The organism is Paenibacillus sp. FSL F4-0125 (genome assembly GCF_038008565.1).
GTDB lineage: Bacteria > Bacillota > Bacilli > Paenibacillales > Paenibacillaceae > Paenibacillus_AQ.
The window spans coordinates 1532061-1545109 of the sequence record NZ_JBBOZJ010000001.1; the positions used below are offsets into that span (position 1 = coordinate 1532061).

The window sequence follows — 13049 nt, forward strand, 5'->3', positions numbered from 1 at the left end:
TGCGAATTTTTGTTAAAAGGAAGAAATGAATAGATTTTAGACATTATTTTTTGGAAAGTGATGGATAGCGCAAAGGCATGAGAGGGGGGATGAATTCTTATGAAGAGAGAAGTAATGCTTCATAAGAAGAGAAGGGGCGCCGTAAAGGTAAGTTTAGTTAAGAAAAGCTATATATCACTGGGGATTTGGTAAAGGAGAATTTTATTGAAAAAACTAATTTCTTTAACGGTTAGCGCGGCAATATTGTTAGCGCCATTTGCTTACACACTTAATGTGCCTGCTTTAAACTTGAAGGTGGATGCAGTATCAGCAGCTTCTGAAGAAGCGGATGCACCAGCAGCCAAACCAACGGCAAAACCAGCAGCAACAGCAAAACCAGTAGCAACACCAAAAGCAACGGCAAAACCAGTAGCAACACCAAAAGCAACGGCAAAACCAGTAGCAACACCAAAAGCAACAGTAAAACCTACAGCAACACCAAAAGCAACCGCTAAACCAGCTACAACGCCAAAAGCAACCGCTGCACCAGCAGCAACCACAGTACCTGCTGCTACAGTAGCGCCTGCTGCGACTGCTAAGCCTGTGCCAACAACATCGCCGGTTACAGTTGAAGAAAATGTATATCAAGATGGAGTTTACGTAGCGTATGGCGATGCATACTCCAAAGGTACTGAAGGCGCTAAGATCCAAATTAAAGATGGAAAAATCACTAGCATTGATCTCCTGAGAACCAGCCCTAAGCTGATCGATAGAGATGCTCGTAACAATTATAGCGCTTTATGGCAAGCTTATGGATTGATGACGAATAAATTGCTAGGCAAAACAAGAGATGGAGCAGCTGCAGTAGACGCTGTTTCGGGAGCTACCCGCTCTAGTAATGGATGGAAATTGTCTGTAGACAGAGCGTTTGAAAGAGCTCTAACAGTGAAAGATACAGATGCAATTTACTTTGAGGGTGTTCATATGGGCATAGATCCTACAGGTAAATATGCAGTATTTGCAACCTACGAATCCAATAAGCTCACAGCTGTTAAAGTGTACCCGCTGAACAGTGCCGGTGATTTCGTGGATGAGAAGGCCTACACAGCTGAGCAATCCGCAGCAGTTGCAGCTATAACGCCAGCGTTGCTGGCTAAAGGAACAGCTGCACAGCCTGTCGCAGGACTAGAAGCCGACTTCAAAGCTGCGACGAATGCTTTCTGGGATGCTGAGCAGAATGCTAAGATTAACAATACTTCTGCTTATGTAGACGGTTTCTATTCTTCTTATGGAACTGCAAGAAGTGTTGGTGTTGAAAGAGCTGACATCGTGATCCGCAATGGTAAGCTAGTGGATGTTAAGCTGTTCAGACTTGGGAACAACCTAATTGACAGAGGTGCAACGGCTTATGCTGAAGTTGTAAAAGCTAATGCTCCTATGACAGCTAAGCTGCTCGAAAACGGATCTTACTTCGCTAATTATGATGAGAAGGTTGATGGTATTTCCGGAGCTACAGAAAGCAGTCACAGTTGGAACCAAGCTGTAGAAAGAGCTTTTGAAAAAGCACTGAAAGTTCCTGGTGAAGCTAATTATTTTGACGGCAAATTTGCAGGTGTAGATAACCAGTCTAAAGTGTTATTGCTTGTAGATGTTGCTTCAGATGCAGTCACAAACATTAAACTAAGCTTGTTTGGAACTGACGGCAAGCTGATTGCTGATGACAAATTAAGTGCAGAACAAAAATCGCTGGTAGGTACACTTACTTCAGGATTACTTGATAAAGGTGTGCAAATGTCCGATATCACAGGTCAAGAAGAGTTATCCGCAGCTGCTAAAGCTGCACTGACGGATGCTTTGACCAACGCATCCAAAGTTCAAGGTACTTATAAAGACGGAACCTTCACTGCATTTGGAGATGCCTATGATAAAGGAACAAACAGAGCAGACGTTACACTGCGTAACGGTAAGATCGTAAACGTTGCCTTATATCGTGTAGGAATGAATCTTGTAGATAGAGGTAAAGCAGCTTACCCGGAAGTGGTAAAAGCAATTCCGCAATTGACCACTAGCATCCTTGCAGCAGGTACTAGAGAAGCTGTTCAAGATGTGGACGCTGTTTCCGGTGCAACTAGCAGTAGTGTAGCTCTTAAGACTGCGGTGGATAGAGCATACGGGAAAGCAGAGATTGTTGAAGCTAATAAAGCGGCTTACTTCGATGGAATCTTCATTGGTGTAAGTGCTGATAAGCTTGTAAATGTTATGACGTATGTTGAACATGGCGTTCCTGTTAAAATGCTCGTTTACTATCTAGATAAAAACGGAAGCACAAGAGCGGTTAACCAGTTGACTGACGCTGAGCTGGCTGTGAAGAGCGAGATTGAGTCGACTTCAACAGGCTATAGCTTACACAAGTATGGATATCGCGCAGCAGCCTTCGGAAATAATGATGCCGAGAAAGAAGTATCTGCTAAAGTGGTAGAAGCTATTAAATCAGCGCTTGAATCTGCTGGTAAATAAGCGATTTTCAATCAATAGTTAATCTATAAAGGGGGTTATTCTTGAGCCATATTATGGCCCGTGGAGTAACCTCCTTTATCTACCTGTACATAAATATGAAAATAGATCGTATAGTGATTTAAAGGGATTTTGGACGTGAGTGTCTAAAGTTTAATATAGAGAGCAGGTACAAAGCCTGTTATTAATAGGAGGCTTCAACATGACACAAATTAAACAGCTCGCTCCACAGGATGAATTTGTTGGCTTTTATCTCTTAAGAGAGCTAGCGATCAAACAAACGAACGGTACCCCTCCAAAGGATTATTTCGACCTAGTCTTGGGGGATTCCAGTGGACAGTTGTCCGCGAAATATTGGGATGTCAGCACAACCGATAAAGAAACTTTTTTTCCTATGGCACTGGTGAAGGTTCGTGGGATTGCGCACACTTATCGTGAAAAATTGCAAATCAAAGTAACTAAAATCAGATTGGTGAACGATGAGGATGGCGTTGCGCTAACGGATTTTATTCGCTCCGCTCCTATTCGTCCAGTAGACCTTATTCATACGATTAAAGGGGTTATGGCAAGCATCACAGATCCGGAGATTGCCTCGATTGTCTCCTTTTGTGTGAGCAAAGTGGAAGAGAAATTGATGCATTATCCGGCTGCCAAGACGCATCACCATGCTTATTTTGCCGGACTTGCTTATCATATGGTTCGTATGCTGGAGATCGGGGATTTTCTGTGCAAGCAGCGTCCGTTCTTGAATCCAGATTTAATGAAGGCTGGAATTATTCTGCATGATATCGCGAAGCCGGAGGAGATGATCTCTCAGCTCGGAATTGTCTCGGAATATAGCGTACAGGGTAAGCTGATTGGTCATATCTCGATGGCATCCAACTGGATTACGGAGGCAGCTATCCGCTTAGATATTGATTTGAATTCGGAGAAGGTTCTGGCGTTACAGCATCTCGTATTGTCTCACCATAATTTGGGCGAATGGGGCAGTCCTGTTCAGCCGCAGACGGCTGAAGCGGTCGCTCTGCATCATATCGACGCGATGGATGCGAAGCTGCAAATGGTGGAGGATGCTCTGGATACCACACCAGAAACCGAAGAATGGACGCCATTCATTAGAGGACTGGAGAATAAAGCGGTCTATCGGATGAAGATCTAGTGTGTTGTGTTGATCTTGGTTGGTGATCTGGATGAACCGATGGGATGTTCACTGATCGCTGATAGTTCTTCCCTGTAAATCCAAACACCCAACCGGCAGTGAGTCGGTTGGGTGTTTTTTTGCTGAGTAACGAAACATTTTATTACAAATAGAAGTTGTTCGTTCTTTGTTTGTTCACAGGTCTCTTAGCCGGTTTACTCTTACGAGCAGAAAAAGGAGTGTACCCACCAGCAAACATAGTTCCGCTAGTATATCCTTGGCTGCTGGAGAGCGAAAGCGGATCACGGTGTGATTCTTGTTCCATAAGTCTTAACAGTACCGAGGCTGCAGCGCGCGCGTCATCGAGAGCGTCATGGTGCTTCAGCTGAATGCCGAAATGCTCGGAGACTACATTAAGCTTATGAGAGGGGAGCTCGGGCAGCATTTTTTTGCCTAATAAATATGTACATAAGTATTGAAAGCTAGGATAGCTTAAGGACATTCCATCGAGGCAATATCGCAGTACACTCATATCAAAAGCGGCATTATGTGCCACGACGATTTGCCCGTGCAACAAAGGTTCAATAGTAGGCCACAGTTCATCGAAGGTGGGGTGACCGATTACCATGGAGGGGGTGATGCCATGTATTGAAATGTTCATGCCGTCAAACCGCTGCTTGGGATCGATCAGCCAAGAATGTTCTGTTGTTATCTTTCCATCTTTTACTTCCACGAGTCCTAAAGCACAGGCGCTGGATCGACTGGAATTCGCCGTTTCAAAGTCAATTGCTATAAAGTCCATTCGTAAAGCTCCTTATCTATCATATATACATTCATATTAAAGTAGTAAAATGATAAATACAATCTAGTACAAATGCAAGAGAAAAGCCATGATATTCTACATAATAGAATTGTCATGGCTTTTAGGGCTGTGGTTATTAATTATAGTTAAACGCTATACTTCTCCCCCAGCAGCGATGTAAGCATCAAGTACCCGTTTGAGTGCTGCTTTTTGGCTTGCACTGATGGTTCTATCCTCTTTTCGTTGATCTCCTTCAAGACGCATAATGGTTTTCTCGGATTCAATGAGCTGAGTCAACATCTTGATTTGTGATTTGTTGAGTGTTTCATCATGATATTCCCAAACCCCCGGACTATTAATATCCGTGCTCATATCTCTTTCTGCTCCCATAAATCCAGGGTTTATTTCAAATTTTTGACCATCTATATTAAAGATGTAATTCTTAATGAATATCCAGCTATCACCGGTGTATTGTATTTTTAAGCGTAGCCCAGAAGTTATTTGTCCATCCTTGATTCCAAAATAAGCGTAAATGCCATTTTCATTGATGTACTTTGGCGCTTCTTTATCTTGATACCATGTAATGCCTTCAACTTCATCTACTGTTTTCACCATTTGTGCAAGAGCCGCATCTTGCTTGGCTTTGATAGCAGCAGCTTCCTTTTCTTTTTTCGCTGCATCCGCTTTAGCATCTGCATCTGCTTTTTTCTTTTCTTCCGCATCTGCAGCAGCCTTTGCCGCGGCGTCAGCCTTAACCTGCTCAGTATCATTTTGGGCTTCAGCACTTACAGTTGTTGAATTATCATTGCTGTTTGTCGAAGTTTTGGTAGACGTATCTGCTGTTTGAAGGGTTTTATCTGAGTCAGAGTTTCCTGCTACCACTGTAAATACAATCATTAAAATAAAGGATAGCAGGGATAAGAGAAATTTAATCTTTTGCAGGTTTTTATAACAAAATATTGAACTTACTTGATAGTTTCGTTATCTTGCTATCCTATTCAAGAATCCGTACACTGCGAAATAGGTGTTGTATATTATTGTTAAGATCAGATACGGGAGGAAATGCTTTGGGAGCTGTAATCACTAAATTTTTTGAATATGGGCAAGCGGATATCGATTACCTCGGAAGTGTGGACCCAGTGCTAGGTGCGGCTATGGCGCGGTTGGGGAAAGTGGAGCGTGTTGTTATACCGGATCTTTTCACTGCGCTTATCTATGCCATAGTAGGTCAGCTAATATCAGTCAAAGCAGTTCGGACCATCTGGTCAAGAATGCAGGCTCAATTCGGAGTAATTACCCCGCAGCAGCTAGCATCACATACGGCAGATGAGATTCAAAGCTGTGGACTGACGATGAAAAAGGCGTTATGCATTCATGACATTTCCAATCTGGTCGCGCAGGGTGATTTTAAGTTGGAGGAATTATATGGGTTATCAGATCAAGAAGTTATGCAAAGACTCATGAAGCTAAAGGGCATTGGCAAGTGGACAGCAGAGATGATGCTAATCAATTGTATGGAGCGCCCAGATGTAGTTAGTTGGGGAGATATCGCCATTCGTCGCGGCATGATGAAGCTGTATAGGCTTAATACACTTACCAAAAAACAATTCGAACAATACCGCCTTCAATACTCACCTTTGGGTTCAGTGGCCTCCATATATTTGTGGGAGATTTCATTTCAATAATTAATAAGCAGGGAGCACTATAATGGACAAAACAATAAAGGAACAGCTAGTGGGGTTGGCAGATACGGACTACCAGAAGTTTTCTGCGGCCTTACTTCCAACGATCAATAATGTAATAGGGGTGCGTCTACCGGAGCTGCGTAAGCTTGCCAAAACCATTGCAAGGGGTAACTGGAGAGCCTATTTGGAGCATGCCGAGTCAGATTATTTTGAAGAAGTAATGCTGCAGGGAATGGTGCTTGGTTACGTGAAAGCAGAGCTTGAAGAAATCCTGCGATATATCGCAGACTTTATCCCCAAAATCAATAACTGGTCGGTATGCGATAGCTTTTGTACAGGACTGAAGTTTACCAAGAAGAATAAAGAACAGATGTGGGATTTTATAGTGCCGTATCTGTCATCTGAAAAAGAATATGAGATTCGATTTGCGGTAGTAATGATGCTGAATTTCTTTATCGAAGAGGCTTACATCAACCGGGTTCTACAACTACTAGATAAGGTCAGACATGAAGGGTATTATGTAAAAATGGCGGTTTCCTGGGCGCTTTCAATGTGTTATGTGAAACTTCCTGCGGCTACAATAGGTTATTTGAGAACCAACAGCTTAGATGATTTCACCTATAACAAGGCTTTACAGAAAATCACAGAGTCTTATCGTGTGGATCCGGAAACGAAAAAAATGATTCGTGGGATGAAGAGGAATAGCAAAAACAAGCCCCTTATATAGCTCAGTAGCTGAGAAATAAGGGACTTGTTAGTATAATTATTTTTTGTCAGTGTTGATTTTCCGGTTGCGAATACGTTCAATTTCATCATCCACGGCGCTACGAAGGTTGGGATCAATGGACGAAGCTATGCCTGTGCCTGAGTTGGATTTATACTTGGAGTTTTCCGCCAAAGCTTCCCACTCGAAAATTTTCTCTTCCATTCGTTCGAAGCCACGTGAAGCGGTACCCACATTCGGTCCTTTTACACTGCTACGAGGAGCCGAGCTTAGTGTTTCTGTGGCTTGTTGCGCACGAGCGATAAGTTCGGTTCTTTTTGCTTTGAGTTGTTCACGCTCTTCCTTAGCTCTAGCGATATTGATCTCTAGCTCTGCTAGGGTGTGCTGAGTTTGTGCCTGGCTATGGATGCACTCTTCCAGCTGTTCCACGTACCGTAACTTGGCCATGAGTGCAAGACGAGCTCTCTCTTCATTTCCTTGCTCAACGGCTTGGACGGCTTCGACTTCGCTTTGCTCTACCATCTGTGTATATTCTTGTTTGCGACGTTCCAGTACACTCGCTGTAACCTTCAAATCGCGCTCATTGCGCTCTGCCGTAGCTATTTCGTTCTCGAGATCGCGTAAATACTGACCAGTAAGTAGCACCGGGTTTTCTATTTTGTTCAGGCCTTCGTGTAGGGCAGCTTTAGTGAGGGTGGAAATTCTTTTGAATAAACTCATGTTATATCTCTCCTTAGTATGTTTGATTGGTACTGAATGAAGATCTGTTAATAGAAATCATGTCCATCTGAAAAGCTGCCAAAAGGTTCTTTAGGGACGATGATGCTGGCGATGATATAAAAGATAAGTACTGTGCCGAAGCTGAAAAATGCTGCAGCAACGGCCACGAGACGGAGTATTGTGGCATCGATGCCTGACCAAATAGCAAGACCTCCGCATACACCACTAATTTTCTGATCACTTCTTGAACGATATAATTTTTTCATTTATTATTGTCATCCTCTCTTATGGGGGTGATTGTGATTGAATCTTGCAACCCGCTTGCTTATGTACTCATTGTAAAGCCTTTTCGAATGTGGCAAAACGGCCTGAAGGCGGTTTTAGATACCAGACCTGAGTCGAGGTTCGTTCCCGCAGGAAGGCGGGGGAAATAAGTTCATAATTGTAGATGAACTACAAATTGTGGTTGAAGTTAAGTACAATAAAGAAAGGAATACTTGTGAAGGTGTCGAAATATGCTTATATTATGACTACTACGGAATTGGGGGCTGAATATGAGCTTTTTTAACAAGGTAAAGGCAGGCGTAAGCGAGGCTGGGAATAAAGCAAAGACAGTGGTGGAGATCAATCGATTGAAATTACAGAACAACAGCAAGCAGAATGACATTGACCAGCAGTATCAGGTTATGGGTAAACTGTTGTTTGAAGCTGTAACCCAAGGTGCAGGACCACTGCCGAGTGAGCAGATCGAGAAGAATATTTCCCGTATTCTTGAACTGAAATCGGAGATTGAGGTTAATCTTGCGCAAATCGCGGGGTTGTCCGATGTGAAGCAATGTAAAGCATGTGGTGGTAATGTGGCAATTGAGGCTCGTTTTTGCCCGAGCTGTGGATCAACTTTTGAAGTAGTTCAAGAGCCAATTCGGGATGTAACTCCATCGTCGATTACTTTGGATAAGAAGGAATAACCTTACTGCGTGTAAGAAATTCATGAACAAGAGGACAGCCCAATAGCTGTCCTTTTTTTATTTTAGGGAGAGAGGTTATTTAAGCTTTGGCAGCATGACGTTTCTTGAAATGATACACAATAAGCAACATAAGCGGTAGAACAAATGCACAGGTGAAATCCCAATCTACCCAGTAGGTGGGGATTTCCTTTACATAGAAAATGATGTCTTTAGCAATCAGTTGTGACATACCAAATAACAAAAATCCAGTGGGTATGATCAGAGGACGGTGACTTTTGAGTTTAAATAATTGGGCTGTACCTAAGGTTAAGGCATAGTAATAAATGGCAGTTTTGAAGTATGTGCTGATAATCCATGCTGTAGCCATAAGCGCCTCGATACGTTGCAGAGAATTTGCAATATTAATTTTTTGAGCAAGAATATATGCGGCATAAAATTGATGTTCAGAAGCGTAAACACCAAGAACGGTAAGTGAAAAAAATAAAATGAGGTTAAGTCCCAAAGCTCCGATGATCAGGGCTATGAAAATATCCCGGCTTGTTTTGCTATTCTTCTGAGCATAAGGATATATCATAAGAAATACGCACAATTCGCCAAAAGGATAAAAAACACCATACATCAAAGTATGGAGCATATCCGGTACGGGTGTGTTCATGATGGGGTATAAACGCTCCATTCTGACATCGGGCGTCAGCAGAAGCAGAAGACCGATCAAAAAAACCGCAAATAAAGGGAAAAAAAGCTGAGCTGCCCGCCCCAATGTTTCCAGACCAAGCCTTACGCCATATACGAGTAGGAAAATAGCCATGAAACGGATAACCCCGCCAGGTGTTTTCTCGTAAATCTGTGTACACATGAAATCCTCAATTTCTCTTATGTAAGTGGAAGCGGCAATCAGGAAGAACACTAGATAGAACAAGGCTACAGCAGTTCCAACCCACTTTCCTAAAATTTGTAGGCTAAGCTCGATAATATTCTTGTTGGGCTCAATATCTGCTAAGTAAAGCAACAATTTTATGCTCGCAAGACCCAAGGGAATACTTATCAAAGCAGCGATCCATGCATCTTGTTTCGCTCCTGCTATCATTAATGCCGGATACACAAGCGCCATATCCCCAATAAATGTGAATAGCCCGAGTATAATCATTTGATTGGTACTAATTCTATCTTTCTCCAAACTCATATACCCCCTCAAATTTATTGGACTAGTTTTAGTATGGTTGTACTTACCAGAATTATGCCAACCCGATTTTTATTCCGGAGGAATAATTATCATAATTAACATCAAACTATACTCATCTATCTATAGAGAAGTGGAGGCTGCATCATGAAAGATACGGAGATTGGTAGTTTATCAAGTCGGTTAGAAGTTAACATTCATAATTTGTACCAATTGCTGGGCGAAAGTTCTGATGTAGTGATAAAAGAGTTGCAAATAGAAGAAAATACTCATATTTCTTTGATTTTCATAGATGGTCTTGTGGATACTCAAGTGCTGCATAATTCAATTTTGTATTCTTTGCAGGAACATATTCCTTATGAACAGCTGGGAAAGCTTGAGCCCGAGCGGAAGATTGAGATCATTAAGAAACAGATATTAATAGCTGGTGATCTAACCGTCATCGCTGATTACAACCAATTTGTACACGAATTGTTGTCCGGTAGTGTAATGCTGCTGCTCGATGGGACATCCACCGCTCTCCGGATCGGTTTACCTGGCTGGGAAGATCGCAATGTAGGGGAGCCCAGTTCCCAATCGGTTGTACGAGGTCCAATGGAAGGATTCACTGAGAATTTGCGGACGAATACGGCACTGATTCGGCGGAAAATCAAAGATAGCCATTTATGGCTGGAAACCGTCCAGATTGGAAGGGTGACTCAAACCAGCGTGTCCATTATGTATCTAAGCAACATCGCGAATAAGGATTTGGTGCAAGAAGTAAAACGCCGTCTGAATAAAATTGATACGGACAGTATCCTCGAGAGTGGATATATTGAAGAGTTTATTCAAGAGACGGCAGTGACACCTTTTCCTACCGTATACAACAGTGATCGTCCGGATACAATTGCAGCGGGTATTTTGGAAGGGAAAGTGGCTATTCTTGTTGATGGAACTCCTTTTGTGCTGCTGGTTCCCACATTTTTTGTAGCATTTTTCCAGTCTGCCGAGGATTATTACCAAAGGGCTGATATTGGAACTTTGCTGAGATTAGTTCGTTTTATTTCTTTTTTTATTACTTTGCTAGCTCCCTCATTATATGTTGCAATTACTACGTATCATCAGGAGATGATACCGACCAATCTTGTAATTAGTTTAGCTGCCCAACGGGAGAGTGTTCCTTTTCCTGCTTTTGTCGAGGCGCTGATCATGGAAATGACTTATGAGATTTTGCGGGAGGCAGGGGTACGGATACCCAAAAACGTTGGACAGGCGATATCTATTGTCGGAACGTTGGTGATTGGGCAAGCCGCAGTTGCAGCGGGTTTTATTTCTTCTGCAATGGTCATTATTGTATCGCTTACAGCGATTTCTAGTTTTGTTATTCCGGAGACAGGAATGTCTATAGCTGCCCGGATGATCCGTTTTGTGCTAATAGGTTTGGCCGGATTTATAGGATTATATGGGATTCTATTCGGTATTTTTATCATCGTGCTGCATTTATCGAGCTTGCGTTCTTTCGGAATGCCTTATATGAGTCCGCTAGGGCCTTATAATTCCAAAGACTTAAAGGATTCTATCTTTCGCTTTCCGTGGCCTTTACTAAAGACAAGACCCGTCGAAAACAAGACGCAGAACCTATTTCGTCAAAGCAGAACCAGTGATGAGGAATCAAAAAAATGAATAAAAAATTAGTTAGAGGCGTTCTCCAATTGATGATAGCTCTCCAATTTACGTTGGTGCTAAGTGGTTGTTGGGAAAGGAAGGAGCTGAATGAAATAGCCTTTGTACTGGGGATAGGGATTGACAAGGCTGAAAAGGGTTATACCGTTTCGATGCAGGTCGTTATTCCGTCTGCGATTTCCTCACAATCGACTGGAGGAGGGGGAGGCACTGGAGTCCCCGTGGTTGTTTATAAATTCACGGTACCTACGTTTTATGATGCACAGCGTATGTTGAATCTGGATAGTTCCAGGACGAGTTATCTTGGTCATATCCGGGTGTTGGTTATTGGGGAGGAACTTGCCCGCTCCGGAGTGGGCGAGATACTGGATGTATTTAAAAGAAGTCGGGAAGCTCGAATGGATTTCTACGTTATGGTTGCCAGAGATACAACCGCCAGCGATGTCTTGAATATCCTTACACCTATGGATAAATTACCAGCGAACAAATTATTTAGTTCCCTAGATAATTCTTATAAAGATTCAGCAAAAACAGTCGCCGTTACGCTGGATGATTTTATTGAAAATTTATTGTCTCTAGGTGAAAATCCTGTACTGACCGGAGTGGAAGTGATGGGGAATCCAAAAGATGGGGAAGAAAAAAGCAATGTAGAGCGAACAACGCCTAAGGCGAGATTGGAATATCATACGGTAGCTGTGTTCAGAAAAGACAAACTGATCGGTTGGCTAAACGAGGGTGAAACGATTGGTTACAATTATATCAACGATAAGGTAACCTCACACTCTGGCCCGATAGCAGGAAAAGACGGAAAGCCCATTGTAATCGAAGCGATCCAGGCTTCAACCAAACGCAAAGTGAAAATTATTGATGGGGAGCCGCATATTTACCTTAATGTTAAGACGCTTTGCAATATTGAAGAAGTGCAAAGTACAGAGAATTTGGAAACGGAAAACACCATAAAACGTTTGGAAAAGGAAACAGAGGAACGGATTATAGAACGGATGCAAAACACTGTGGAGCAAGTAAATAATCGCTTCAATGTTGATATTATGGGATTTGGACAATCGATCTACCATGCCAGTCCTAAAGCTTGGACAAAGCTACAGCAAAAAAAGGGCGACGATTACCTTAAATCATTGCCCATCCATTATAGTGCCTCAGTAGTTATTAACCGCGTAGGTCTAACAGATAATTCTTTTCTTGAAAAAATCAAGGAGTGAGTCAAATGGTGTTATTGTTTTTTTTGGTGCTTGCTGTAGGTTGTATGGCACTTGATTTGCCTAAATTAATGCGAAAGCGCCGAGTACGTGATCTTAGCGTATATTTTATATTTTGGATTTTGGGGCTTGGCGCGACCGTATGCGTGTTGTTAAAATTGAATATCCCGAGTCCGCTGTTTCTGATTATTCTTATCTATAAGCCAATTAATAATTTATTTGGAGTATGGTTTCATTAACAACGACGGATTTACAAATTATCAAACCCCTTAGAATAAGCATTGGATAAAACTTCTGGTTTATCTGATGAAATTCTAAGGGGTGTATTTTTTATGACGATCAAAACCAAATTCTCGATTGTTGTAAAAGCAAAATAAAAATATTCATTGCTATATACAATTAAATACAATAAAGTTGTCATATGGAGGGAAATTTTGTCGATTTTTCTGCAAAAATGTTC

13 protein-coding genes are annotated in these 13049 nt (G+C 42.1%); 8 read left to right on the plus strand and 5 right to left on the minus strand.

Features of this window, described 5'->3' with window-relative positions; all coding sequences use genetic code 11:
* Window positions 1–204: 204 nt before the first annotated feature.
* Entirely contained in the window at window positions 205–2496 is a 2292-nt protein-coding gene (locus tag NST74_RS06865; RefSeq protein WP_341111103.1) for an FMN-binding protein, read from the plus strand.
* Between the two features lie 199 nt (window positions 2497–2695).
* Window positions 2696–3652 carry a 3'-5' exoribonuclease YhaM family protein gene (locus NST74_RS06870; RefSeq protein ID WP_042125202.1) on the plus strand — a complete coding sequence of 319 codons (957 nt, stop codon included), beginning with the start codon at window positions 2696–2698 and terminating at the stop codon, window positions 3650–3652.
* Between the two features lie 142 nt (window positions 3653–3794).
* Here the strand turns inward: NST74_RS06870 and NST74_RS06875 are convergent, their stop codons facing one another.
* Entirely contained in the window at window positions 3795–4433 is a 639-nt protein-coding gene (locus NST74_RS06875) for a 3'-5' exonuclease (RefSeq protein ID WP_341111106.1), read from the minus strand.
* A 153-nt stretch (window positions 4434–4586) separates the two neighbouring features.
* Window positions 4587–5330: a hypothetical protein gene (locus tag NST74_RS06880; RefSeq protein ID WP_341111108.1), complete on the minus strand. Its 744-nt coding sequence runs from the start codon at window positions 5328–5330 to the stop codon at window positions 4587–4589.
* A gap of 170 nt (window positions 5331–5500) precedes the next feature.
* On the opposite strand from NST74_RS06880, the gene NST74_RS06885 reads away from it, so the two are divergent.
* Window positions 5501–6118, plus strand: coding sequence for a DNA-3-methyladenine glycosylase family protein (locus NST74_RS06885; protein ID WP_341111110.1), 618 nt, complete (start codon window positions 5501–5503; stop codon window positions 6116–6118).
* Window positions 6119–6140: 22 nt separating this feature from the next.
* The gene (locus NST74_RS06890; protein WP_341111112.1) at window positions 6141–6845 is read left to right on the plus strand and encodes a DNA alkylation repair protein; all 705 of its coding nucleotides are present in this window, start codon (window positions 6141–6143) and stop codon (window positions 6843–6845) included.
* A 36-nt stretch (window positions 6846–6881) separates the two neighbouring features.
* Here the strand turns inward: NST74_RS06890 and NST74_RS06895 are convergent, their stop codons facing one another.
* Both NST74_RS06895 and NST74_RS06900 read right to left on the minus strand, forming a co-directional pair.
* Window positions 6882–7562, minus strand: coding sequence for a PspA/IM30 family protein (locus NST74_RS06895; protein WP_341111114.1), 681 nt, complete (start codon window positions 7560–7562; stop codon window positions 6882–6884).
* Between the two features lie 47 nt (window positions 7563–7609).
* Entirely contained in the window at window positions 7610–7828 is a 219-nt protein-coding gene (locus NST74_RS06900) for a PspC domain-containing protein (protein ID WP_339269527.1), read from the minus strand.
* Window positions 7829–8116: 288 nt separating this feature from the next.
* On the opposite strand from NST74_RS06900, the gene NST74_RS06905 reads away from it, so the two are divergent.
* Window positions 8117–8530, plus strand: a complete 414-nt coding sequence (locus NST74_RS06905) for a zinc ribbon domain-containing protein (protein ID WP_341111116.1) — start codon at window positions 8117–8119, stop codon at window positions 8528–8530.
* Between the two features lie 79 nt (window positions 8531–8609).
* Here NST74_RS06905 and NST74_RS06910 read toward each other — a convergent pair whose 3' ends face one another.
* Window positions 8610–9713, minus strand: coding sequence for a GerAB/ArcD/ProY family transporter (locus NST74_RS06910; protein ID WP_341111118.1), 1104 nt, complete (start codon window positions 9711–9713; stop codon window positions 8610–8612).
* A gap of 144 nt (window positions 9714–9857) precedes the next feature.
* On the opposite strand from NST74_RS06910, the gene NST74_RS06915 reads away from it, so the two are divergent.
* The 3 genes from NST74_RS06915 to NST74_RS06925 are packed head-to-tail and all read left to right on the plus strand — an operon-like array spanning window position 9858 to window position 12828.
* The gene (locus NST74_RS06915) at window positions 9858–11372 is read left to right on the plus strand and encodes a spore germination protein (RefSeq protein WP_341111120.1); all 1515 of its coding nucleotides are present in this window, start codon (window positions 9858–9860) and stop codon (window positions 11370–11372) included.
* Entirely contained in the window at window positions 11369–12592 is a 1224-nt protein-coding gene (locus NST74_RS06920; protein ID WP_341111121.1) for a Ger(x)C family spore germination protein, read from the plus strand. The genes NST74_RS06915 and NST74_RS06920 overlap by 4 nt, the downstream gene beginning before the upstream one ends.
* Before the next feature lie 5 nt (window positions 12593–12597).
* Entirely contained in the window at window positions 12598–12828 is a 231-nt protein-coding gene (locus tag NST74_RS06925; RefSeq protein WP_341111123.1) for a hypothetical protein, read from the plus strand.
* Window positions 12829–13049: the final 221 nt, after the last annotated feature.

Excerpts from the sequence above, each read along its gene's own strand:
- NST74_RS06870 (WP_042125202.1), top strand. The coding sequence starts at position 2,696 with ATGACACAAATTAAACAGCTCGCTCCACAGGATGAATTTGTTGGCTTT.
- NST74_RS06875 (WP_341111106.1), bottom strand. The coding sequence starts at position 4,433 with ATGGACTTTATAGCAATTGACTTTGAAACGGCGAATTCCAGTCGATCC.
- NST74_RS06880 (WP_341111108.1), bottom strand. The coding sequence starts at position 5,330 with ATGATTGTATTTACAGTGGTAGCAGGAAACTCTGACTCAGATAAAACC.
- NST74_RS06890 (WP_341111112.1), top strand. The coding sequence starts at position 6,141 with ATGGACAAAACAATAAAGGAACAGCTAGTGGGGTTGGCAGATACGGAC.
- NST74_RS06895 (WP_341111114.1), bottom strand. The coding sequence starts at position 7,562 with ATGAGTTTATTCAAAAGAATTTCCACCCTCACTAAAGCTGCCCTACAC.
- NST74_RS06900 (WP_339269527.1), bottom strand. The coding sequence starts at position 7,828 with ATGAAAAAATTATATCGTTCAAGAAGTGATCAGAAAATTAGTGGTGTA.
- NST74_RS06905 (WP_341111116.1), top strand. The coding sequence starts at position 8,117 with ATGAGCTTTTTTAACAAGGTAAAGGCAGGCGTAAGCGAGGCTGGGAAT.
- NST74_RS06910 (WP_341111118.1), bottom strand. The coding sequence starts at position 9,713 with ATGAGTTTGGAGAAAGATAGAATTAGTACCAATCAAATGATTATACTC.
- NST74_RS06915 (WP_341111120.1), top strand. The coding sequence starts at position 9,858 with ATGAAAGATACGGAGATTGGTAGTTTATCAAGTCGGTTAGAAGTTAAC.
- NST74_RS06920 (WP_341111121.1), top strand. The coding sequence starts at position 11,369 with ATGAATAAAAAATTAGTTAGAGGCGTTCTCCAATTGATGATAGCTCTC.
- NST74_RS06925 (WP_341111123.1), top strand. The coding sequence starts at position 12,598 with ATGGTGTTATTGTTTTTTTTGGTGCTTGCTGTAGGTTGTATGGCACTT.